The sequence below is a fragment of the Bacillus sp. 03113 genome, assembly GCF_006546985.1.
Lineage (GTDB): Bacteria > Bacillota > Bacilli > Bacillales > Cytobacillaceae > VATK01.
Genome location: NZ_VATK01000009.1, coordinates 175,857 through 198,446, shown reverse-complemented (window position 1 = coordinate 198,446; position 22,590 = coordinate 175,857). Strand labels below are relative to the sequence as shown.

Sequence of the window (22,590 nt, the reverse complement as noted above, 5' to 3'; positions counted from 1 at the left end):
ATTTTGAATTAGCAAAAGAATCAATTCGCGTTTACCATAAAGAAAAGCAAGTTGTTTTTAAATAGTCGGACCATACTACGCAACATCGCAAAGCAATAAACTAACCATAAAAGTATGGTGAGTCTATTGCTTTTCTTGTTATTATTGCTTACTTAAAATACAAGATTCATAGAATTTTTTACCATAACTACTTCTTTTAAATGAACCTTTTTTTAATTCGAATCTTTTGTCGATAGCTTTTATAATAGCATCCTGTTCTTTAATAATTGGATGATCATAAATCGGCTCATAAGCATTAGGACGTATAACATAAGTTTCGTAGCTCATTTCAGCTAATCCAAGACGTTCAATATTTTCTAGATAACTTGGACCCTGATTTGGAATATCGCATTTAGCTTGAAAAGGTAGTAACGAGAAGTTATTTAAGAATTCATTATAATAAGCATTTTCTTTATTAACAGCTTTTACCTTAACAATAGGGTGTGCATCATCACTATTTAATAGTGCTATTATTTTTGCTTCATCTGAGTTAATTTGTTTTATTATCTCCACAAATGAAGGATGAGTAGTTGGTGCTGTCTCTTTGTCTATTGAATTAGCTAATAAGTTAGAAAACATTTCACGCAACTCATCATTGTGTCCAGTATATCTTAGTGCCTCAATAATCGGTACGGCAATCGATGGGTCAGGAGTTATAATGTTTTCTTCAGGTACATTTCGTAATTTTTCTTCCAAGCTGGGAAGAAATTGTTCTTTTATTTTTTCATAACTCCACACCATAGCCGATATTGGTGTTAGTGCAACTGTAATCAATTTTGAAACAGTGTGCAGATTTTTCCCAATTTCTTTAACTGTTGGTTGTAAACCATCCTTATAAACATCTGGAACAATGTCTTTTGTAGCTTCTATAGCTGCAGCTGCTAATAAACTTTTTTCTGGATCCATTATATTCACCTCCTTCTTATGGAGATATTAGCATGAAAAATGGTGAAAAAGTTAGAAAGGATGAATAATTTGGAAATAATATTATTATTGTTTGGAATTTATGGACTAGGATGGATAATTTTATTAATTTTGCTTTGGATTTTTGGAGGGAGAGTTTTAATACAATTAAGAAGTCCAATTACAAAGAAGTTGGAAAGTATTACAGATATTATAATCAATCATGAAAAAGAGAGAATTTGAGTCGTTATTATCATACTTAATTTTAGAGTCCATTAGGGCTCTTTTTATTTTTTCTTGAAAGGAGGCGCGACCTATGAGGCCCATAAAAACATAAATTATCTATTAACACCAATCTAAAGGTGTTTTTTTATTTCTCAAAAATGAGGTGATGGAATGACAGTTGAAGTTACAGTACTAATTGGTATCATGTCTTTGCTAATCAGTTATTTAGCTTATTCTCTTAACAAATCAAAGAGTATCAAGACAGACAGTCAAGAAAGTGCTGAATTAAGAGCAGAGCTAGGTTACATTCGAAAAGGTGTCGATGATATTAGAATCGATCTTAAAGCTAATGAAAAGCAAATGGTCGCGCTAGGAGAAAGGGTCACTAGGGTTGAGGAAAGTTCCAAACAAGCTCATAAAAGGATAGATACTTTAGAAGCGAAAGGGGAAGTTTAAATTGAAAAAAGATATCGCTACATTGCTAGGAGGATTTTTGACAGCATTACTCATGTTTTTTGGAAGCATTGGAATTTCGTTTAAATGGTTTACACCAGAAAGTATTAATGCGTTTGTTGTTTTGTCTACTGCTGCTGTCGCTTTAATTGTAAATATCTATGCCGTATGGAAAAACACTTATGTCAGTAAGAAAGCAAAGCTTCAAAAGAAAGCTCTTATAGCTCAAAAATTGATCAAAAAATAAGCTGCCCCTCATGGGTGGCTTTTTATTTTATAAAAGGAGACGATGCAAAATGGCATTCGTAATGGCATACGATGAAAGAAATCGTAAAAATTTAGATAAACTGGCTGATAATACAAAAGCAAAGGCTTATATTTGGTATGCTTATTTGATTGCAAATGAAATTAATGTTTTAATCTATGAAACAATTCGAACTGTTGATCAACAAAGAAAAAATGTTGCAAACGGTAAGTCTCAAACAATGAAATCATACCATATTGTCGGACAGGCTTTTGATTTTGTTCCTGTTAACGGCAAGCAAGCCAACTGGGGAGGTTATGGCGATCCTAAAATTAAAGCTGCAATTGCAAAAGCTAAGGAACTAGGTTTCGAATGGGGTGGAGATTGGAAAGGATTTATAGATAAACCTCACTTGCAATACAACTATCGAGGTTACGGTTCTGATACATTTGGTAAAACAGTACAACAACCTACTCAACCAGTACATCAAGAATCACCACAATCAAGTGAATTCAAAGTAGGACAAAGAGTAACATTACAAGGTTTTGCGACTCATTTTGCCACAGGTCAGGAAATTCCTGAGAGTGTTAAAAATAAGCCATATACAATTTTACAAGTTAAGCCTACAAAAGTACTCCTTAAGGAGATTATGTCTTGGGTTTGGTATGTAGATATCACACCTAAATCCGCACCGGAGCAAACTCAACCATATCGAGTCATTGTACCGAACACTGCTTTCTTTCAGGCTGCAGCACTCGTTAGAGAATATGAGGTAAGAGGGTTTAAATGTGAGGGAGTTAATCTTAAACAGTACGCACCCTATGAAAAGCCAAAAGATGGTGATCCTTATCAATTCGTGATTCATACTACTTTAGATCATGCAAAGCAATTAGTAATAGAATTACAAATCAAAGGCTATCCTCTTGCGTATGGAGAAGCGAAATAAAGCAAATACTAAAATCACAGCCATAGATCAGCCCACTATGAAAAGCCCTTCTCAATCGAGAGGGGCTTTAATTTATTTAATCCCCATTACAAGTCCTAAATCTTCAGGTCTGTTGATTAATATTTGGATCAGTTCAAATTTATCACTGATTTCAAAGTGATCTTCAAGTAAATATTCTTCAATATTATCAAGTGAATAATACTCTTCTTTTAATTCATATGTCGTTTCATCGTCATCTTCTCTATTACAAAATTCAACGTGATAATAATTTATTCCAGATTCACTTTTAATGAAAGTAAAGTTAGCTTCTTCATATACAGGAAATTCTAAGTTGTCTATATGATAAAAAATTTCAATAACAAACTTATTACAAAGTTCAATTTTTTCAATAAACTCTTTAATGTGTTTTACATTTCCTTTTACTTTTTCATTTTTATGGTCGTGCCCAGTGAAATCGATATCTATCACGGTATGAGTAACTAGCCTAACGTATCCTTCTTTCATAAAGCAGCCTCCATTATATACTTATTAAAATTAATATATCATACAACACCTTATATAAAGAGATTTACTACTCCTTATGTCCACCGACCAATTTTGCCCTGAGCAACGATGTCCCAGCATCTGTATAGGAAACAGCGCGTAAAAGAGCTGCAGATCCAAATCGACTTCTTATTTTATCTACAACATAACCTAATTCGCGTTTTTTCCATCCGTCGGGATCAAACAAATCAAGCTGCAAATTAAAGTCGTCAACAAGCTTTGTGATCGATATCGATACTGATCTTACCGTCTGCCCTTGATAATTTTCATAAAAAAGTTCAAGGCAAACATGATAGAGATCCATAGTTACGTTTGTGGGGTGCTCAATTGTTCGCGATCTGTGAAACCCTCCACCATATTCATCTTTGCTATAACCAAGTCCAAAACTGATCGTTCTCCCAGCTTTTCTATGGTTACGCGTTCTCCTTGCTACCTCTTCACACATTTCTAAAATAACCATTTTAATTTCACTTTCTTCCTTATAATCACGTAATAAAATCTGGCTTTTTCCGATGCTGATTTGTCCCTGCACAATCGGAGCTCTTATTTCAGATAAATCGATCCCGTGGGCATGATGATAAAGCTGGTTTCCCATGATCCCAAATTTATTTTCTAATAACTTTAAATCATATCTGGCAATCCCGCCGACCGTGAAAATTCCCATTCCGTTTAAATTTTTTTCCATTTGTCGCCCGATACCCCACATTTCGCGTAGGGGAGAGACTTTCCAAAGCTTCCTTTGTACATCATCATAGGTCCATTCAGCAATTCCAGAAGAGGTTTTCTTTGCTTCGAGATCAAGGCATAGTTTGGCCAATAGCATGTTGGGACCGATGCCAACAGTAGAGGGTAAACCAAAATTATGCTGAATATCAGACTGAATTTGTTTTGCAATCTCTTCTGCAGATCCCCACAGTCTTTTTGCTCCATCGACTTGAATAAAGCTCTCATCGACACTATAGATATGGATTGCTTCTTTTGGCACGTACCGATGAAAAAGACGAGTAATTTCAGAAGAAATACGTAAATATGTGCTCATTTTAGGATTTACAATCTTGATCCGTGGATCGTCAGGAATTTCAAACAGCCTAGAACCTGTCTTAATACCATATTCCTTTTTCATTTTTGGAGAAGCAGCAAGCACAACACTTCCAGAGCGATCTGTATCGCCTACAACAGCTAAATAGCATTGAAGAGGATCAAGACCCTCCATTACTGCAGAGCAGCTTGCATAGAAGGACTTCATATCGATACATAATATTTGGTTATGGGGCATCTGGCTGTAATCCATCGTATACAACTCCTGTTAACTATCTGATGTTTGATACTTATATTATCAGAACTTTTGTTCTATATTCAACTTGAAACAGAACAAATATTCGTATAAAATAATGGTAATTAATCCAATTTAAAAGGAGATGCTTAAAAATGATGTTTCAAAAGCCAACGAAAGCAAAGAAAACACCAAGACCAACACGAGATGAATTCGAATTAGAGGAAATTGCAAATTCTTTAACTGAAGCACATCAAGAGAAGAAGGAAGTCTCTTTGATCGTCTGGAGGAAAGAGGAGCAAATATGTGGTAAAGTTGCAAAGCTGGATGGACAAACTAAATTGATACATATCGAAAAAAATCTTAGCACTTTAAAAATTCCGTTTATTGATATAATGAAAGTTTCGATTATTTAGTTCCTTCGGGTAGGAAGGAGTCTTTTTTATGTCCCGAAATCATGATAATATTGTTGTTGAAAAAAGTATCTGTAGTTTCTTTTTTCAAAAGATGAATTCATCCTTCTAGAAATTCAATAATGTCTTGAAGAATGAATTCACCTTTTGCTATCCATTTGTCCGATTTTTGTCCAACAGTTTGTTTTTAAGTATTTTGTTTTGTTTTCTTTATAATAGATAAAACGCGATAAATACCATATTGTTTTAGATAGTTTCGGTTGATTTTATACACTCATATTGGGGGTTCGATTCCCTCCGAGGGCGTTTAAAAATCAATGAGTTCCTATGTTTGTATTGAGTTTAATAATAAGCATAGGAACTTTTTTGTTGGGTGCTTTTCACATGATTGACAAGTATCAACCTTCCAAAAAAGAGAAAAAGCTCCTTGAGTAAGGAGCTAAATCAAAACTTTCTATACGTGTGCAGGTTCTGGTATTTGTACGTGAAGTGGTGGAGGAATTAACCACCCTTTTTCTTTGTTTATTCTTAATAATCTTACACCAAACTGTGCTTTTGTAACATGGAATTGTCCAAACATCATGCCAATGTCTTCTCTAATCGACTGACCCATAACTTGACTACATGCAACTAGTCCAGCAGCAATATCCTTAGATACAGACGCAGCAATTTCAGGGTCACTAAATCTAGCACCAACAGGTATACTTTCTAATGAAGCTGATGGTCTTTCAGGTGGTGAAGGTGGTAAACCTATACCATTGACTTTCAACAGATTTTCAACTTGTTCTATTTCTTGCTTCATGCCTTGAATAGTATCTTCAAGAAATTTTTTGAGATCAGTATCCCCAGTATGGTTGATGAATGTTTGGTATCCTGCCAAATAACCTTTTGCTACAGCCAAGTAACTCCAAACTCCAAACACTTCACCATAGTGCATCGGTTCATTTTGTGGATTATCACTTAAAATTCCCATAATTGTCCTCCCTAGTTGTAAAATATTCATTGAGCGACCTTCCTTTCTTCATGTTTGGTCACATTTTTATAATCTCTAAAAAAAATGAAGGTATTCGTTATTTCTAATGATGGTTGTTAAAGGAATAATTTCTAATTTATACATAAATGGTTTTATGTATTTAACGAATGGTGGTTATAAAATGGGGGAGATTATTTATTATAAAAGGAGGGAAACCATGAAGAAAAAATTATCTTCAATTTTATGTACTTTTACTTTAACTCTAATGGCTCTTGGAGTAACTGTCCATGCCGAAGACAATAACAATAATAGGAATAGAGCTTATAACAATAATGAGGTTACAACTCGAAATGTATCTACAGCAGCAGACATCAATGATAACGATACTAATTGGGAATGGCTAGGTTTATTGGGGTTATTAGGTCTGCTTGGTCTTAGAAGAAGAGAAAGAGAAGTTCGTTAATACAGATAATTGTTTGTTTTTACTTAATCAGCTACTTTAGTTTCACAAAAAAAATAAAGAACTTGGAAACTCTCCAAGTTCTTATTTTTTCAATTACAAGTGATTTCCTGCGTAATTTGATCTTTATTTTCTTCTTTTTACCATTTTTCACTTCGCAAGTGACCCATTTAAAAGCCATTATCCGAGAATAAAAGATCTTAAATGGTTGTTAGACAAGATGAGGTCTTTTTTTATGTCAAAATCATGAACCTTATTTAAAATGATTCTTTAATTGATAATGAAAATCATTTAATGGTATACAAAATACTATTCGGGCGTTATAATGAAAAGAAAATACAGCTTGTTGGTGATACAATGTTAAGTTTATTATTAATGTTTACAATTCTATTTTATTTATTTTCGATCTTGTTTTCACAATTACATATGGATTTTTTGTTATCGGGAATTTGTTTAACCATAGTAATAGTGACCTTTTTTACAGCGAAAAGGTTTGTGAAGCTATTAGGAGGATTGTTTATCGTTACAGGAGTATACCTGCTTTGGACAAGCCACGCAACTAACAAGGATTATGTGCTGTCGTTCGGCCCGATGTTAGAGCTTTTAGTCTTATTTGGTCTAGTCCCTATTTTGGCATTTCCGATTAAGCTTGGAAAATACTCTGATGATATACAGGACATCATACATCAAAATATAAAAAAATCTAAATATCTTTATATGATGACGTCAAGTATTGCCTATTTTTTAAGTATTTTTATGAATGTAGCAACCTTGCCTATGACTTATTACGCGATTAGACCAGTTGTAAGTATTTATCCTGTACAAAACGAAGAAAGATTTATGAGTAGAGCGATTACTCATGGTTTTGCGATGCCTTTGATGTGGTCTCCAATTACACCTATTGTTGGTGTTGTGATAAGTATGACTGGTGTTAGCTGGATATCCATTCTTCCTTATGCTTTGCCGCTTAGCCTATTAGGTATAGCCCTTGATTGGTATTTAGGATCAAAGAGAGCGAGAAAGACAGCTGGAATTCAAAATGACCTTTACCACCCATCTGTTGATGAAACTGCTGTAACTATGGAAGGTACCAGTACTATACGCTTTCCGTTTCGAATTTTGCACATTGTCTTAGCTATTTTTCTATTTAATATAGTTATTATTACATTCGATCATTTCACAAATTTTTCCTTCCTTACTTTGGTTTCTTTACTTGTGATTCCTTTTTCTTTTGGATGGGCGTTGCTCTTGAAAAAAGGTACTGAGTATATGTTGTTATTTAAAGATTATGTAAAATCCTTTTCAACTAAAATGAAGGATCAATTTTTTATCTATTTATCAGCTGGATTTTTTATCTCAGCTATTCAATTATCCAAGGCAAACATCACCTTAAATGAGTGGATATTTCATATGAAAGACGCACTGGGGCTAGAAGTATTTTTCTTTATTTTACCTCTGATTCCTATAATTCTTGCCTTTATTGGCCTTCACCCAGCTGTGACACTTTCTTTAATGGCAGGGGCTTTAAATCCCGACCTAATTGGGATATCCCCAATCATTTTAACCATCCTAATGTTAATGGGTGCTGTATCTGCTTTTTTAGTTGGTCCATATAATACGACAATCGGCTTAATGTCCAGTATCGTAAAAGAAAGCACTTTTAAAGTCTCACATTGGAATATGAAATTTACATTATCTTATTTACTATTAGGATTCGTCTATGTTTTTATGGTTCGAATCATATTTTAATTGTAATTTGCATATTATGTGATCATAACCTTCAATGGAGAAAGGTGCTCATAAAAAGTCCCTACGAATTGAAACCAAATCGTAGGGGCTTTTTGTACTATTAGAATTTATATCTTAAGTTAGATTACTGTTTAGCTCCAACGCCAAGCCCCTCGAGGTCAAAAGCCACTTCTGAATTGAAGGCAATTCAGAAGCGACTTTTGCTTGTCGGGGCTACAATGCGTTTCCGCATTTCTTTGTGTCTAGCTCCGACGTACGGGACGTACTAGTGCCGATGAAGACATGCGGCCGTGGCGTACTTAATCGGCCGCTTTTCTTAACTCGCTGCGTTGTTTGATTTAACAAGCTTGGAAAACTTTGAGTCTTTACTGTTTCCGGATGCTTTTACGATTTCTTCTAACTCTTCTCTTGCACTCTCGATGGTTGGGAATGATTCAAAGAATTTAACACGAATTTCGTTAATGTATTCTTTTCCTTCGTAATTTTCATATAATTTTATTTTTATGGAATCATCTAATACTTTGGCAATCGTATATTTTGCTTTTAAATCATTAAAAAAGTAGAAATGATAGGTTTCAATAGGCTCTAACCCTGTTCCGTCAACAACTGTTTGAAAAGTATCTTTATTCGTAAGAACAATGTATTTATCCATTCGCTTTCCCTCCATAAAATGTTGTTTTCTACTCATAAAAACATAAATAGATTACTGTAAATAACATCAACTCCTATCCAAAATAGCATTTTGTATACCAAATATTAATACAAGTTTATTATATTACGGGTATTTATACAATGATTATTTTAAAAATTAATTATTTTCAGTTTTTTGTATGCCAAGAACCTTGATATCATAAGGTTTTAAGAAAATCTCAATAAATACCATGTAAGATTATCTAACTTAATTCAAGACTAATTTTTGCGCCTGTGTATAATGATACTAACAATTACATCATGAATATGTTGCATAAAAGAATGTTTTTGTTATAAATTCTTACAAAAAGGAAGTGATAGAGAATACCTGATGGCTAAGTACTAAAACAGATCATGAATATGGCAGGTGATGGATATGAAAGCTTCTCAAGAAAAACATTTTCGCCATTGCGATCATGCTAGCAGCAAGATGGAAGAAGATGTTGAGAATCAAGATTTTCCTTATTTAAGAGGAGAGAAAAGCTTAAAGTGTCAAAAAAATTGTCATAACTGTAAAACCAAATCGATACTAAAACATCGGGAGTGATTGGATGCCAAAAGTAAAGGTGCATGTAAATGGCAAAGTCATAGAAGAAGAAGTAAAAGATCATGCAAATTTAGTCGTTTTATCTGGAATTAAGGCATTTCCAAAAATCAAATATGCTTGTGGAATTGGAAAATGTACGAAATGTACTTGTAAAATTATTAATGGAGCAGAACATTTAGCTGAACCTAATTGGAAAGAAAAGAAGATGCTTGGAGATAAGTTAGATGAAGGCTTCCGACTCACATGCCAGTTAACGATAACAAAGGATATTGAATTAACACAAGATGTTGTCATTACTCCAGCCAAAAAGGTTGATAGAAATGAAAGATCAATAGGCTAGTTTTTTTCTTTTATTAAGGTATACAAAATACATTTTTCTATAACCCTAAAGAAGCAGGAGGGTTTAAAACGAATGAACTACTATGATTTAACGGAAATGACATGGGAAGAAGTGAAGGAGGCTCTTGCTACTATCAAACTTGCTATTATTCCTGTGGGTGCACATGAACAGCATGGACCTCATATGGTAGAAAGCTGTGATGCTGTTCTAGCCACTCAAATGGCAAAAAAACTATGTCAAAAATTATTTCCATATGCATTGATGACACCAACTGTTAATATGGGTGTTTCACAGCATCATATCAACTTTCCAGGCACCATTACTTTACAACCGACTACATTGATTTCGATTCTAAGGGACATGGTTGTTTCACTTAAGCAACATGGGATTAATAAATTTTTATTTTTGAATGCTCACGGTGGAAATCAGGCAACCTTAAACATGGCTTGCACGACTTTAACATCAGAATTAAATGTTGAAATCTTTTATGCAAAGACAACTGCTTCAGCGAAAAAAGCAGCTTCGGCCTACATCACCTCTAAACTTTTTGGCCACAGCTGTGAACGAGAGGTGTCTGAAGCTCTTTATTTAGCACCTTATTTAATCCGCGAAAACAAAATCACAAAAGGTGCAATAAATGAGGGAGGAAAGTGGGAAAAGCTTAGACCAGGGAGTGCGATTCAAGGATTCTACCAATATGAAGAAATGACTGAAAATGGATGTATTGGTGATGCTACAAAAGCGAGTAAAGAATTAGGAGAAATGATTGTACTAGAAGCTCTTGAAAATTTGACAAAAGAACTTTGTATTCTATTAAATATCAAAACAAATCCTAATGATTAAAAACTTAAAAAGGACTCGCGATAGCTGGATCCTTAAATTTGGAGGATGAACGAATGATCGAATTAACTGCTGCTCACTGGGCTTATGCCATTGTTACAATTGCTGTTATTATCACGATGCTAATGCGTAAAGGTGTAGTATTACCGACATTAATCGGAACTTTTCTAGTTGCTGTTCTTTACAAATCATCCATTATTGGTGGGTTCCAAGCGGTTTTTAATGCAAGCTTGATAGCCGCAAAGGAGTTATTCAACATCTTTCTCATTATTACAGTAATGGTTGCACTGTTAAAGTCACTTAAAGATATTGGAGCAGATCAAAAGATGATTGCACCAATAGAGAAGGTCATGAAAAATAGCTATATATCCTTCTTTATTATTATAGCAGCTACTTATGTCATTTCTTTATTTTTCTGGCCGACTCCAGCAGTTCCTTTAATTTGTACCTTGCTATTGCCAGCAGCTGTTCGATCTGGGATGTCTCCTATGATGGTTGCCATTACAGTTTCCATTGCTGGTCAAGGAATGGCTTTATCGTCCGATTATATTATGAAGGTAGCACCAATGCTAACAGCAAAAGCAGCTGGTATCGAGACTGCCCCTGTTGCGGATAAAGTGTTAGTTCTTTCCTTAATTACGGGTGGAACGGCTCTATTAATTGCCTTTATTGCCAATCGCAAGTCGTTTGTAAAATCATATAGTGATGAAGCGCTTCATTATGAAAAGAGTCTTATGAGTCAAAAATCAAATTTTGTCAGTGATGAAATTGCAGCTGGACTAGAAGATGATTTAAATAACCCAAGAAAAGAATTATGGGGGAAAATATTTGCTGTAGTCGTTCCCGTTTCATTACTTGCGGTTATGATATTTATGTTTTCACATACCTCTGGCGGTCGTTTTGCTGGCGGGGATGGAGCTGCCTTTATTGGAGGAGTAGGGGTTATTTTATTGGTACTCGCTTCAACTGCTTTTAATCGTGTACATGCATTAGATAAAATAAGTGACCACTTAGTAGAAGGATTTGTCTTTGCGTTCCGTGCCATGGGACCAGTTATTCCAATTGCAGGATTTTTCTTCTTAGGAAGCTCTGATTTTACTGGCTCCATTCTTTCTCTTCCTGAAGATGCAGCTAAACCAGCATTTCTAGTTGATATTGTTCAAAAATTACAGACTGGTATACCTGATAATATGGTCTTTTCGGCATTTGGTGTGTTACTTGTTGGAATGATTACTGGTTTGGAAGGATCAGGATTTTCTGGACTACCGCTTGTTGGTGCACTATCTGGTGCAATGGCAAACACTTCTGGACTAGATGCAAGCACTTTAGGAGCAATTGGTCAAATGGGTTCCGTTTGGACAGGCGGCGGTACATTAATTGCTTGGTCTTCCTTAGTGGCGGTCGCAGGTTTTTGTGGAGTATCTGTTATTGAATTGGCTCGAAAGAACTTTCTACCTGTTGTCGGAGGATTAATTATATCTACGATCGTTGCGATCATCATTTGGTAAAATCTGATTAAGTTTAAATTTTTAAAATATTAAAAAAATATATTTACAAGTTAGGTAAGTTGTTATACTATCATTACATGGTATACCAAATGCAAAGTACTGGATAATATTTTTAGTAGAAAAGGGTACAAGTAGTATGAACCCAATTCTATTAATAAAATTTAGTACTTTTATTATACTTATAAATGGTATACAAAATGCAAAAAGAACATATATAACATATTGGGAGGAGATTTATGATGACTGAATTACTATCAAAGGATGAATTTCGAAAAGAATTAGAGGAAGCAATTAAAGGTAATCATAGTCAAAAGGCACCATTTACAGTTGCTTGGGCTGAAGGAAAGCTTGAAAGAAAGCATTTTGCGAGATGGGCAGAAAATCACTACCATTATGTTGGGCCGTTTGCTGATTACTTAGCTTATATTTATCATAATACTCCAAACTTAGCTAAATATGAGTCAGCAAAGGATTTTACACTTCAAAATATGTATGAAGAAGAAATTGCGGCTGATCGCCATACAGATTTATTAATTCGATTTGCTGAAGCTTGTGGAACAACTCGTGAAGCTGTAACAAATCCAATGAATATGGCTCCAACAACTTTAGGTCTGCAAAGCTGGTGCTATGCTGTTGCAGCAAGAGAGAACTTCGTAGTCGCTACAGCTGCTTTAGTCGTTGGCCTTGAGTCTCAGGTTCCAGATATTTATCGTAAGCAAACTCCAGTATTACGAGAAAAATATGGATTTACAGATGAAGAAATCGAATTTTTTGATTTACACATAGTCTCTGATGAAATTCATGGAGAACGCGGATTCAAAATTGTTTTAGAGCATGCTGATACACCTGAGTTACAACAAAAATGCTTAGAAATTGTACGTACTGGAGCAAAAATGCGCCGTATGTATATGGACGGATTATACAATGAATATTTGGCTCAGGATCTAGGTTCATTAGTTAAAGCGTAAACAGCACTTTGAAAATTTAGTTTGAATCAAATACTTAATCATTAAAAGCGAAGTTATGTTGGATGGAACAATCTTGCTCAAGTAATTAAAAAGGGTGACCCAAATAAAGTGCCAGGCACCTCAATGGGTCACCCTCCTTTTATTCATTTTTACCTGTATATAGATAATGAACGAACTAATACATTTTCATTAAGTTATTTGAAAGGGTGAGCTCCTTGTTATCAGTAAAAGTCGAGACTTTTAAAAATTATATTGGCGGACAATTTGAAGAATCGAAAAGCAACAAGACATTTGAGAGTGTGAATCCCGCTAATATTGAAGATGTTGTTGGAATTTTTCAAGCATCTAATGAAGAGGATGTCAAAAAAGCGATTGATACAGCGGATAAAGCTTTTTCTTCTTGGAAAAAAACACCTCCGTCAAAAAAAGCAGCCATCTTAAATAAAGCAGCCGAAATTCTAGAAGCTAATCTTGAAAAGATCGCTCATGAATTAACACGTGAAGAAGGAAAAACCTATGGCGATGCAAAAAATGAAGTGGCCAGATCTGCACAAACCTTCCGTTATTATGCGGTTGAAGGTCAAAGCATAACGGGAGAAACGTTTCCAAATGACGATTATCATATGAAGGTCTCAACAGTAAGAGAGCCACTAGGCGTCATATCTGTCATTACACCTTGGAATTTTCCATTATCAATTCCAGCTCGAAAAATTGCACCCGCCCTAATTACTGGAAATACAGTTGTATTTAAACCCTCTTCCGATACGCCATTAATGGGTTATCGTATTGTAGAAGCCTTGCATTTAGCAGGTCTTCCAGCAGGAGTTATTAATTTTATTACAGGTAGCGCTAGAGAGATAGGGGATCAAATAGTTGAACATCCTGCTATTAAAGCTGTTACTTTTACAGGATCTACGGCAGCAGGAGAGCATATTCATCAAAGAGTGTCCTTTACGACTCGAACACAGATGGAGCTTGGTGGAAAGAATCCTCTTATTGTTATGGAAGACGCAGATCTTGATCTAGCCGCTACGTTAACGGTTAATGGAGGTTTTTCACTGTCAGGTCAAGCGTGCACAGGAACCAGCAGAGTCATTGTATTAAAAGGTGTAAAGGAATTATTTATTCAAAAATTAATTGAAAAAGCTAAGACATTAAAGATTGGCAATGGTTTTGAAGAAGGTGTCAAAATAGGACCACTTGCGAATCAAAAGCAATTAAAAAATATTTTACATTACATTGGAGTTGGAAAACAAGAAGGAGCAACACTTGTTTTTGGAGGTAAGCAGTTAACAACTGCTCCTTATGAAAAAGGATATTTTGTGCAGCCAACTATTTTTACAAATGTTAATGCAACAATGACCGTTGCAAATGAAGAAATTTTCGGTCCTGTTATTGCGATCATGGAGGTAGATTCCTACGATGAAGCGATCCAGCTTGCCAATGAAGTCGAATATGGATTATCTGCTTCTATAGTAACAAACAGTTTAAAAATAGCCCATGAATTTACAAAAGACATTCAGGCAGGAACGGTGAAGGTAAATCGTACAACGACAGGAAACTTAATGAACGCACCATTTGGCGGGTATAAAAAATCAAGTACATCTACATTCCGGGAATCAGGTAGAGTGGGCCTTGAGTTTTTTACTCAAACAAAAACAGTGTATGTGGGTTATTAATCTTGTAACTGGAGGATTTTCTTATGAAAAAAGTAATGAGGTTAGAGATAGAAGAAGCAAAAATAATGATTGAATCAGCAGTTAATAAATCAAAGGAAATTAATGTACTAGAAACGATTGCCATTGTAGATGATGGCGGATATTTAATTGCGCTTGAGAGAATGAATGGTGCTCGCATTACTGGACCTGAAATTGCAACCTCCAAAGCTTTTACTGCAGCGGGACATAAGCGTTCTACACATCTATTTAATACTGAGCCAAATGGACCTGCTCTTCCGGGAAATGAGGCTTATGGAATCCAGCTAATGTTTCCTGGAAAGTTTGCTATTTTTGTAGGTGGCTTCCCGATTGTAGTTGATGGAGAAGTAATTGGTGGAATCGGTATAAGCGGCGGGAATGGAGAGCAGGATACAGCTGTCGGAACAGCTGCGCTCGAGGCGCTACAACAATTGTTAGCGAAGGATGGATTATCCGTATTAACGGGTCCTGATATTAAAAAGTAGGCTTTTTAAGAATATTGTGCTTAATAAATCAAAGAACATAAATGAGGGTGACCTAAGGTTGCCCTCATTTTCTATTTAACTGAAAAAAGGATGGTTTAACCATAAACAAATCTACTAGAAAAAATTGGTTGATAAAGTATATATATCCGTATATACTGTATATATAAGATATATACAGATTTATTCTAATCGGAGGTGCATATGCGAATTATTTTATCAAATTCATCTCCTCACCCTATTTATCATCAAATTTATATTCAAATAAGAGATCATATTTTAAATGGGGAAATAACGGGTGGGGAACAATTGCCATCTATTCGAAGTCTTGCGAAGGAATTACAAATTAGTGTTATCACCACAAAGCGAGCTTATGAAGAATTAGAGAGTGATGGATTGATTGAAACAGTTGCGGGAAAAGGGAGTTTTGTTTCAATAAAAAATGAAGAATTAATCAGAGAAAAGAAGCTCTATGATCTTGAATGTTTAATGGAAAAAGTAGTGAAAGAGTGCAGAATTCTTAATCTATCACAGCAAGAAATGTTTCAGATGATTAAAATGATATGGGAGGAGTAAGGCCATGATATTAGAGGTTGAAAATGTTAGTAAGAAATTTGATGGGTTTTTATTGGATGAGCTTTCTTTTTCTTTACCCCGAGGCTATATTATGGGCTATATTGGCCCAAACGGATCAGGAAAAAGTACAACGATTCGAATGATCTTAAACTTAATCAAAAAGGATCACGGGCAAATTCGTTTATTTGGTAAAGATCATATTGAACATGAAGTCGAAGCGAAACAAAAAATTGGCTATGTTTGTGATGAAGGGCGTTATTATGAAACATTATCCTGTGAACAAATGAAAAAAATGATTGCACCATTTTATAAAAAATGGGATGAAAAGCTTTACCAGGACTATGTGAAAAAATTTCAACTGCCAACAAATAAAAAAATTAAAGATTTATCAAAAGGGATGAAGATGAAGTATTCGATTGCCCTTGCATTATCCCATCATCCTGAACTTGTCATTATGGATGAGCCAACGTCTGGATTAGATCCCATTATTCGAAGTGAAGTACTCGATATCTTGAAAGAATTTGTCATGGATGAAAAAAAATCTATTTTATTTTCAACTCATATTACTTCTGATTTAGAGAAAGTAGCAGACTTTATTACTTTTATTCAAGAAGGAAAATTAATCTATTCGGGAACAAAGGACGATATGCTCGAGCATTATTTACTGGTTAAAGGTGATGTCACATCATTAAATGATGCGAACCAAAGTCTCTTTACGGGTATAAATAAAAATCAATTCGGTTTTAGTGGATTGGCGACAAATCGCAAGAAAGTAATTGAACATTTTGGTAATCAAGTTTTAATTGAAAAACCTTCTATTGAGGATATCATGCTTTATACAAAGAAGGGGGCTTGAAGGAGATGTTTCATTTAATTTGGAAGGATTTCGTTGTACAGAAGAAAACACTCCTATTTATCCTAATTTACTTCTTAGTAATATCTGTTTATTTTACTAAAATGGGTTTCTTTCTTCCTTTTATTACTGTTTTTATCGTTTATTCACTTATGTTAGGCTCCATGCAAGTTGATGAACAATATCATATTGACGTCCTTATGAATAGTTTGCCAGTGAAAAGATGGAAAATTGTCGCAGCAAAATATGCATCGATATTTTTATATTGTATAGGTGCTTTTCTCTTCCTGTTACTCAATTATTTCGTTTTATCGCAATTTAGAGATGGCTTTCAAACCAACATGATAAAGCAATATTGTGTAGCAATAGGAGGCTTATTATTCTTTACAAATTTCATTTTACCTATCTATTACAAATTCGGATTAAGACCGACTAGATATGTATTTTTTATTATCTTCTTTTTAGTATTTTTTACTGGAAACTTAATGGACAAGAAATTACTTTCTACATTCATAAATAAAGTAACTCATTTAACTACAGGATTCACTTTATCTCTATTTGCATGTGGTCTATTAGTTACTTTGATCATTTCTTTCGTGTTATCAATTAAAATTTATAATCAGCGTGATTTTTCTTAGGCATGGACAAAATAATGTCCAAGGAAGGATTTCATTATGTATAAATTTATAAAATCGAAAAAATTTCGAAATCTTTATTTAAGTGTTGCCGTACTATTTATTTTATCAGCTAATTTTATGTATCCGATGTTTCATGTGAGACTAGACGATAAAATTAGATATCTATTTGCTGCTGTTGGAGCGATCATGATTGTAGTATGGCGAGTTGTAGAAATGAAAAATACTAAGAAAAAATAAAAATAAATTATGAATTGACTTTTATATTTTTTTCCTATATTTTAAATATGTAAGTAATTACTTGCATGCGTGTAATACTGAGAGTAGGATGAACATGGTTGAAAATAAAAGTACATCAGACCGAATTATAGAAGCGTTTATTGAATTATTTCGTGATCATGGTTATAAAGGGACAACAACTCGTGCTGTTGCAGAACGAGCGGGTGTAAATGAAGTCACGATCTTTCGCCATTTTGAAAATAAAAAAGGGATTATGGATGCTGCTATCCAGTTTATTTCTTATAGTCCTTATTTAGAAAAAGTGATTAATGAGCAAATGACATGGAATCTTGAGCATGATCTATGGGTGATTGCCGAGGGATATCATACGTATATGGAAAAGATGAAGGATTTAGTATGGATAGGTTTTCGAGAGGCTGGTTTATTTCCAGAACTTGAAGAAGCCATCTTGAAAATTCCGTTGCAACTAAAAGAAAATATGATCTCTTATTTTTCGGTTATGCAAAAGCAAGGCAAGCTTATTGATACCGACCTAGAGTTTCAAGCAATGAATTTTATTTGGCTAAATTTTGGTTACTTTCTTTCCAAATCACGCTTTGGCGATAAGGTAATTAAAAGTACAAAAATAGATTTTTTGAAGCATAGCATACAGCTTTTTGCTAGGGGATTAACTCCCTAGTAATTTTTTTAATCAACATGCAAGTAAGTACTTGCTTTATCCAGCATTAACGGGCAGTAAGACCCCACCTCAAGATTATAAGTGTAAACGAGAAATCCTAGGTGGGGGATAACTGCCCGTAAAAGCCCTGTTAGTTCAACTATCAATCAGTAGGGGTTGAAAAAAAACCAACTGATTGAAGTTTCACTTTATAAGGAGGAAGTAAAATGAAGGCATTGAAACAGTTTTTTAAATATCCAGAAACATTCATTGGGATTGTAACAGCATTTATGTTTATGCTTATATTCTTTTGTGTATGGATGACAGCATATGATGGGGTATCCGATCGTGTAGACAACTTAAAAATTGGATTAGTCAACGAAGATAAACAAATGGGTCCAACCATAGAAAAAAATCTCACCAAAAATTTACCCTTTGATGTAAAAACATATGAATCCATTAAAACAGCTAAAGAAGATATGAACCAAAGAGAACTGGATATGGTGATGCAAATTCCTGAAAACTTTTCAAGTCAAATTCAGGAAACTGGAAAAACAGAGATTAACTATTTTATCAATCAAGCGAATTCATCTATGGCCAAACAAATCATGGATGGGGCAGCAAATAATATCACGCAATCCATCAATGAAAATGTATATGCTTTTAAACAACAAATGATTCTTTCTAATTTATCAGCACAAATGAATGCGGCGGTACCATCAAAGGAGCTTGCTCAAAATTTATCACTGAATATTTCGCAAGTCCTGCAATCACTGAATGTCAATTCTGTTCAATCATCTATTGAAAAAACGAACAATACAGAAGGATTTGCCTCAACGATGCTTCCATTACTAGTCGTTCTTGCCTCATTTGTAGGCTCTATGATCATGAGTCTGAATTTAAATGTAGCTTCTTCTAAAATGAAGGATCAATTGAATAAATGGTCCGTCTTTTTAGCAAGACAAATCATTAATATAGGAGCAGCCATTCTTTTAGCTGTTATTACATTAATATTTATAGCGATTTTTAATTTTGATTTAGACACAACCTTGTTCCAAGCATGGGCTTTTCAAACACTCGTCTATTTCTCTTTCTTAAGCTTAACGCAGATGTTTGTCATTTTATTTGGTCCAGCTGGAATGGTGTTTAATATTATTTCGATGGCGCTGCAATTAGTTACTTCTGGAGTGATTGTTCCAAAAGCTATGCTTTCAAGCTTTTATCAAACAGTAGGCTCCTATTTTCCTGCCACCTATGTGGCAGATGGATACTACACGTTGATATTCGGCGGGGAAGGGTTATCGAATGATATGATCCCTCTTCTACTTGTAACGGCTGCAACCCTTTTTGTAGCCGTCGTAAGGGTTGTTTTTCAGAAAAATAGTGTAAGTGAATCAAAAGAGCTTGAAGCCTGCGGAAAATTAACAGCTCAGTAAGTGGAGAATAGGTCCATACTAAATACATGAATAAAGGGATATTTAAAGATCTTGCTTATAAATAGCAAAGATCTTTTTTTAAAGTAGATTGATGTTCTTTTTATATATAGTATGGTACTATTTCGGTATACAAAAAAATACGTGGTATTTTATTCGTTTTTTCACCGTTAGAATGGGATTATAGGGGAGTTGACTGAAAGCAATGGAATGGAAAGAAGATCATTTATTATCAATACGTGAACATGTTTACCGGTTTATAAAGGATATGATATTAAATGGAGAGTATAAATCTGGTGATCGCCTAATTGAAAGAGAACTTGCTGAAAAGCTTAATATCAGCCGAACTCCTATAAGAGAAGCTTTATTTCGCCTAGAAACACAGGGATTTGTAAAAACTGTACCCCGTAAAGGTGTGGTTGTATCAGATGTATCCGAAAAAGAAGTCATTGAAGTATTTACGATTCTATCATCTTTAGAAGTTTTATCAGCTAAGCTTGCAGCACAGAGAATGAGCCCTGAATTGATTGCAGAATTTGATGAAAAAATAGCTGAATTAGAAGCCTTTGAAATTGGTGCAGATGATGACTATGAAAAGAAACATATTGATACAAATTATTTGATTTATAAGGCTTCTCAAAGTCAAAAATTATCTGAAATTCTTTCAGGCCTTATTGAACATATTCAAATGTCCGCAAGTATGGGATACGAAACACCAGGAAGACGGAGCGAATCATTAAGAGAGCATATTGATATTATGAAAGCTATTCGAAATGGTGAGGTTGAAATGGCGGAATATCTCACTAAAATTCATATTGAAAATGCAAAAAAAGCGTATATTAATTATGTAGAAAAATATAAAAACAAAAAATCCAATTAGACTGCATGTGTTTCAGTCTAATTGGATTTTTTTGTGTAATAAGAATAGATCAAGGCGCTTCCGCTTTTCTATATTGTCTAGCTTTAGAACCATCGGCTCGAGGTCATAAGCTAAACTGACAAGAAAGGTAAAGAACACCTTTCCCGCCAGTTCGCCTTATGCTTGCCGCCGATAAACATGCACCTTCCGCTTTTCTATATCCCAATCACGATCGGAGAAGTGTAGTTTTTTAATACCTTACAAATGCTCATGGCTACAATATACCCTGATTTAGGGTTTTCCTTTGAAGGGATGTTCTGAACTTGTATTTCCATTTTTCCAAAAAAGCCTTCAGTAATTATTTGATGTGTATTGCGACTAATGGTTGGGTCCACATACACTTGAACTTTTGTTTTATCAAAACCGATACCAGCTAAGGCAAGAGCGGCTGAAACATTTGTGCTCTCAGGAAATAATTTAGAGGATTCTCTAGCTGTACCATCATAAATTAATTGTGGTTCTGTTAGATTAAATAGGTCGACTTCTTTTTCAACAAAGGTTCCGATCCATGCTTTAGGTGGTTTTTTGGTTACTAATGAAACTTGATCAATATCATTCAACGAAGCGGCAGCAATTCGATCTAATCCCCCTATTGCAGCAGAAGGGAAAATGAGCTGCCGATTATATTCCTTGGCTGTTTCCTCAGTTCTTTTTAAAAACTCAGTATCATTAAAAGCCCCAACAGAAACGACAAGAAAATGGCTGCCAGAACTGAATGCTCTGTTTGCATATTGATATACAGCTTCATGCCCAGCATTTTCAATAATAAAATCTAAGCCTAACTGAAAGAATTCCTCTTCATTATCATAAAAGGTACATCCCATAGGGCCATCTTTATATTTATCTTTGTTTCGAACAAGAATGGCTTTTAATTCAATATCCCCTGCTTTGTTTTCTTTTATATAATTGGCAACATCTTTCCCAATTGCGCCAAATCCAATTAATCCAGCTTTAAACATAATCTTCCCACCTTTTGAATAAAATGAATCGATATTTTGGTTCAGTCGACCGTATTGCCTCGATAGGCAATAGGGACGTATGCTTTTCTTTTAGTCAGCAAAAAAAGATGAAATATTCAAAATAGCATTTGGTATACAAAGTAGTATATAGTAAAATGATGATAAATACGATATAAAAGTTAGAAAATTAATAATTTTTATATGATTTTAATAAAAAGGATTGTCTGAAAATTATAAATATGGTATATTGTATACCAATTAATCATTATAGCTGAAATAATAGAAAAGAGGAGCTGGGATAAATGACAAATACAACGAAAATAACTTTTTTAACAAGTGATAAAGAATTTGAAGTACCTGATAATTCAAATATATTAAGAGTTTCTTTAAGATACGACGGAGACTTGCCGAATCGTTGCGGTGGTGGTATTTGTGGGAATTGTGTATTTAAAATAGAAAAGGGAGCAGAATTCCTTGATCAAGTGAAGATTCAAGAGAGAAGAAAGTTAGGTGAAGAATGGCTATCTAAGGGGTACCGTCTTGGTTGTCAAACCTTTGTCAGTGGTGGAGATGTGTCGATTTCGTGGGATGAAGCCGTTACGACGGAAGTAAAGAAAAGAAAACCTGATCGTTATCAAAAAGTGGAATCTTAATTAAGTCCCTGATTTTTATCTAAATCAGAATAGGGAATGTAGCTGGAAATGAAAATTTTATAATAGGAGTGAGACTCATGTGGGTTTGTAAAATGCATGTAAAACAAGCGATGGAAAATTTAAAAGCACCTCATTTTTATAAAGTCCCGGAAGGATACAATGCTACTTGTCATTTGTGTGAAAATATAGCGATTGCGAACATGTATTATAGTCACAAGCCTTTACAATATAGTTCAAAAAAAGAAATTCTCTCACTTAAAAGAGCATAAATATGGTAGTTTTAAATTAGTTTTTTCCTTATTATAAGACATTATCGGATAAGTATTAATAGAACAATATGCTGTTCTCATTTAGATAAAAATCAATGCACT

28 protein-coding genes are annotated in these 22,590 nt (G+C 34.4%); 22 read left to right on the top strand and 6 right to left on the bottom strand.

Features of this window, described 5'->3' with window-relative positions:
* Positions 1-141: 141 nt before the first annotated feature.
* Complete coding sequence (locus tag FDO66_RS10815; protein WP_141432656.1) at positions 142-945, bottom strand: DUF4393 domain-containing protein; 804 nt, start codon at positions 943-945, stop codon at positions 142-144.
* 60 nt (positions 946-1,005) lie between these two features.
* Here FDO66_RS10815 and FDO66_RS20855 point away from each other — a divergent pair, with 60 nt between their 5' ends.
* From FDO66_RS20855 to FDO66_RS10800, 4 genes are all read left to right on the top strand, one after another.
* Positions 1,006-1,185, top strand: a complete 180-nt coding sequence (locus FDO66_RS20855; protein ID WP_181444531.1) for a hypothetical protein — start codon at positions 1,006-1,008, stop codon at positions 1,183-1,185.
* Between the two features lie 153 nt (positions 1,186-1,338).
* Positions 1,339-1,623 carry a hypothetical protein gene (locus tag FDO66_RS10810; RefSeq protein ID WP_141432655.1) on the top strand — a complete coding sequence of 95 codons (285 nt, stop codon included), beginning with the start codon at positions 1,339-1,341 and terminating at the stop codon, positions 1,621-1,623.
* Position 1,624: 1 nt separating this feature from the next.
* Positions 1,625-1,867 (top strand): phage holin, encoded by a 243-nt coding sequence (locus FDO66_RS10805; protein WP_141432654.1) that lies wholly within the window; start codon positions 1,625-1,627, stop codon positions 1,865-1,867.
* 49 nt (positions 1,868-1,916) lie between these two features.
* Positions 1,917-2,810: a M15 family metallopeptidase gene (locus FDO66_RS10800; RefSeq protein WP_395939767.1), complete on the top strand. Its 894-nt coding sequence runs from the start codon at positions 1,917-1,919 to the stop codon at positions 2,808-2,810.
* A gap of 72 nt (positions 2,811-2,882) precedes the next feature.
* On the opposite strand, the gene FDO66_RS10795 is transcribed toward FDO66_RS10800, so the two are convergent.
* A complete protein-coding gene (locus tag FDO66_RS10795; protein WP_141432653.1) occupies positions 2,883-3,314 on the bottom strand; it encodes a hypothetical protein in 432 nt (143 codons plus the stop codon).
* Between the two features lie 67 nt (positions 3,315-3,381).
* Positions 3,382-4,644 (bottom strand): Y-family DNA polymerase, encoded by a 1,263-nt coding sequence (locus tag FDO66_RS10790; RefSeq protein ID WP_141432652.1) that lies wholly within the window; start codon positions 4,642-4,644, stop codon positions 3,382-3,384.
* Positions 4,645-4,781: 137 nt separating this feature from the next.
* Between FDO66_RS10790 and FDO66_RS10785 the strand changes: the two genes are divergently transcribed.
* Positions 4,782-5,042, top strand: a complete 261-nt coding sequence (locus FDO66_RS10785) for a YolD-like family protein (protein WP_395939766.1) — start codon at positions 4,782-4,784, stop codon at positions 5,040-5,042.
* 451 nt (positions 5,043-5,493) lie between these two features.
* Here FDO66_RS10785 and FDO66_RS10780 read toward each other — a convergent pair whose 3' ends face one another.
* The gene (locus FDO66_RS10780; protein ID WP_141432651.1) at positions 5,494-6,042 is read right to left on the bottom strand and encodes a DUF3231 family protein; all 549 of its coding nucleotides are present in this window, start codon (positions 6,040-6,042) and stop codon (positions 5,494-5,496) included.
* A 187-nt stretch (positions 6,043-6,229) separates the two neighbouring features.
* Here FDO66_RS10780 and FDO66_RS10775 point away from each other — a divergent pair, with 187 nt between their 5' ends.
* Both FDO66_RS10775 and FDO66_RS10770 read left to right on the top strand, forming a co-directional pair.
* Positions 6,230-6,475, top strand: coding sequence for a WGxxGxxG family protein (locus FDO66_RS10775; RefSeq protein ID WP_141432650.1), 246 nt, complete (start codon positions 6,230-6,232; stop codon positions 6,473-6,475).
* A gap of 291 nt (positions 6,476-6,766) precedes the next feature.
* Positions 6,767-8,221 carry a hypothetical protein gene (locus FDO66_RS10770; RefSeq protein ID WP_258535699.1) on the top strand — a complete coding sequence of 485 codons (1,455 nt, stop codon included), beginning with the start codon at positions 6,767-6,769 and terminating at the stop codon, positions 8,219-8,221.
* A gap of 316 nt (positions 8,222-8,537) precedes the next feature.
* Here the strand turns inward: FDO66_RS10770 and FDO66_RS10765 are convergent, their stop codons facing one another.
* Positions 8,538-8,873 (bottom strand): hypothetical protein, encoded by a 336-nt coding sequence (locus FDO66_RS10765; RefSeq protein WP_141432649.1) that lies wholly within the window; start codon positions 8,871-8,873, stop codon positions 8,538-8,540.
* Between the two features lie 589 nt (positions 8,874-9,462).
* On the opposite strand from FDO66_RS10765, the gene FDO66_RS10760 reads away from it, so the two are divergent.
* From FDO66_RS10760 to FDO66_RS10700, 13 genes are all read left to right on the top strand, one after another.
* Positions 9,463-9,798 carry a 2Fe-2S iron-sulfur cluster-binding protein gene (locus FDO66_RS10760; RefSeq protein ID WP_141432648.1) on the top strand — a complete coding sequence of 112 codons (336 nt, stop codon included), beginning with the start codon at positions 9,463-9,465 and terminating at the stop codon, positions 9,796-9,798.
* A 72-nt stretch (positions 9,799-9,870) separates the two neighbouring features.
* On the top strand, positions 9,871-10,641 hold the full coding sequence (locus tag FDO66_RS10755; RefSeq protein ID WP_141432647.1) for a creatininase family protein: 771 nt from the start codon (positions 9,871-9,873) through the stop codon (positions 10,639-10,641).
* 53 nt (positions 10,642-10,694) lie between these two features.
* Complete coding sequence (locus FDO66_RS10750) at positions 10,695-12,146, top strand: hypothetical protein (RefSeq protein ID WP_258535698.1); 1,452 nt, start codon at positions 10,695-10,697, stop codon at positions 12,144-12,146.
* Between the two features lie 239 nt (positions 12,147-12,385).
* The gene (locus FDO66_RS10745; protein ID WP_141432667.1) at positions 12,386-13,114 is read left to right on the top strand and encodes an iron-containing redox enzyme family protein; all 729 of its coding nucleotides are present in this window, start codon (positions 12,386-12,388) and stop codon (positions 13,112-13,114) included.
* 215 nt (positions 13,115-13,329) lie between these two features.
* Positions 13,330-14,793: an aldehyde dehydrogenase family protein gene (locus FDO66_RS10740; protein WP_141432646.1), complete on the top strand. Its 1,464-nt coding sequence runs from the start codon at positions 13,330-13,332 to the stop codon at positions 14,791-14,793.
* A gap of 23 nt (positions 14,794-14,816) precedes the next feature.
* Positions 14,817-15,296: a GlcG/HbpS family heme-binding protein gene (locus tag FDO66_RS10735; RefSeq protein ID WP_141432645.1), complete on the top strand. Its 480-nt coding sequence runs from the start codon at positions 14,817-14,819 to the stop codon at positions 15,294-15,296.
* A 201-nt stretch (positions 15,297-15,497) separates the two neighbouring features.
* Positions 15,498-15,869, top strand: a complete 372-nt coding sequence (locus tag FDO66_RS10730) for a GntR family transcriptional regulator (RefSeq protein ID WP_141432644.1) — start codon at positions 15,498-15,500, stop codon at positions 15,867-15,869.
* A 7-nt stretch (positions 15,870-15,876) separates the two neighbouring features.
* On the top strand, positions 15,877-16,725 hold the full coding sequence (locus tag FDO66_RS10725; protein ID WP_141432666.1) for an ABC transporter ATP-binding protein: 849 nt from the start codon (positions 15,877-15,879) through the stop codon (positions 16,723-16,725).
* 5 nt (positions 16,726-16,730) lie between these two features.
* Positions 16,731-17,360 (top strand): ABC-2 transporter permease, encoded by a 630-nt coding sequence (locus FDO66_RS10720; protein WP_141432643.1) that lies wholly within the window; start codon positions 16,731-16,733, stop codon positions 17,358-17,360.
* A 36-nt stretch (positions 17,361-17,396) separates the two neighbouring features.
* Positions 17,397-17,597 carry a hypothetical protein gene (locus FDO66_RS10715; RefSeq protein ID WP_141432642.1) on the top strand — a complete coding sequence of 67 codons (201 nt, stop codon included), beginning with the start codon at positions 17,397-17,399 and terminating at the stop codon, positions 17,595-17,597.
* A gap of 94 nt (positions 17,598-17,691) precedes the next feature.
* Entirely contained in the window at positions 17,692-18,276 is a 585-nt protein-coding gene (locus tag FDO66_RS10710) for a TetR/AcrR family transcriptional regulator (protein WP_141432641.1), read from the top strand.
* Positions 18,277-18,482: 206 nt separating this feature from the next.
* Positions 18,483-19,691: a YhgE/Pip domain-containing protein gene (locus tag FDO66_RS10705; protein WP_141432640.1), complete on the top strand. Its 1,209-nt coding sequence runs from the start codon at positions 18,483-18,485 to the stop codon at positions 19,689-19,691.
* A 202-nt stretch (positions 19,692-19,893) separates the two neighbouring features.
* Positions 19,894-20,568: a GntR family transcriptional regulator gene (locus FDO66_RS10700; protein WP_141432639.1), complete on the top strand. Its 675-nt coding sequence runs from the start codon at positions 19,894-19,896 to the stop codon at positions 20,566-20,568.
* Between the two features lie 194 nt (positions 20,569-20,762).
* On the opposite strand, the gene FDO66_RS10695 is transcribed toward FDO66_RS10700, so the two are convergent.
* On the bottom strand, positions 20,763-21,566 hold the full coding sequence (locus tag FDO66_RS10695; protein WP_141432638.1) for an aspartate dehydrogenase: 804 nt from the start codon (positions 21,564-21,566) through the stop codon (positions 20,763-20,765).
* A gap of 302 nt (positions 21,567-21,868) precedes the next feature.
* On the opposite strand from FDO66_RS10695, the gene FDO66_RS10690 reads away from it, so the two are divergent.
* Together FDO66_RS10690 and FDO66_RS10685 are read left to right on the top strand one after the other, a co-directional pair.
* Positions 21,869-22,219 carry a 2Fe-2S iron-sulfur cluster-binding protein gene (locus FDO66_RS10690; protein ID WP_141432637.1) on the top strand — a complete coding sequence of 117 codons (351 nt, stop codon included), beginning with the start codon at positions 21,869-21,871 and terminating at the stop codon, positions 22,217-22,219.
* A 77-nt stretch (positions 22,220-22,296) separates the two neighbouring features.
* A complete protein-coding gene (locus FDO66_RS10685) occupies positions 22,297-22,488 on the top strand; it encodes a hypothetical protein (protein WP_141432636.1) in 192 nt (63 codons plus the stop codon).
* Positions 22,489-22,590 lie beyond the last annotated feature (102 nt).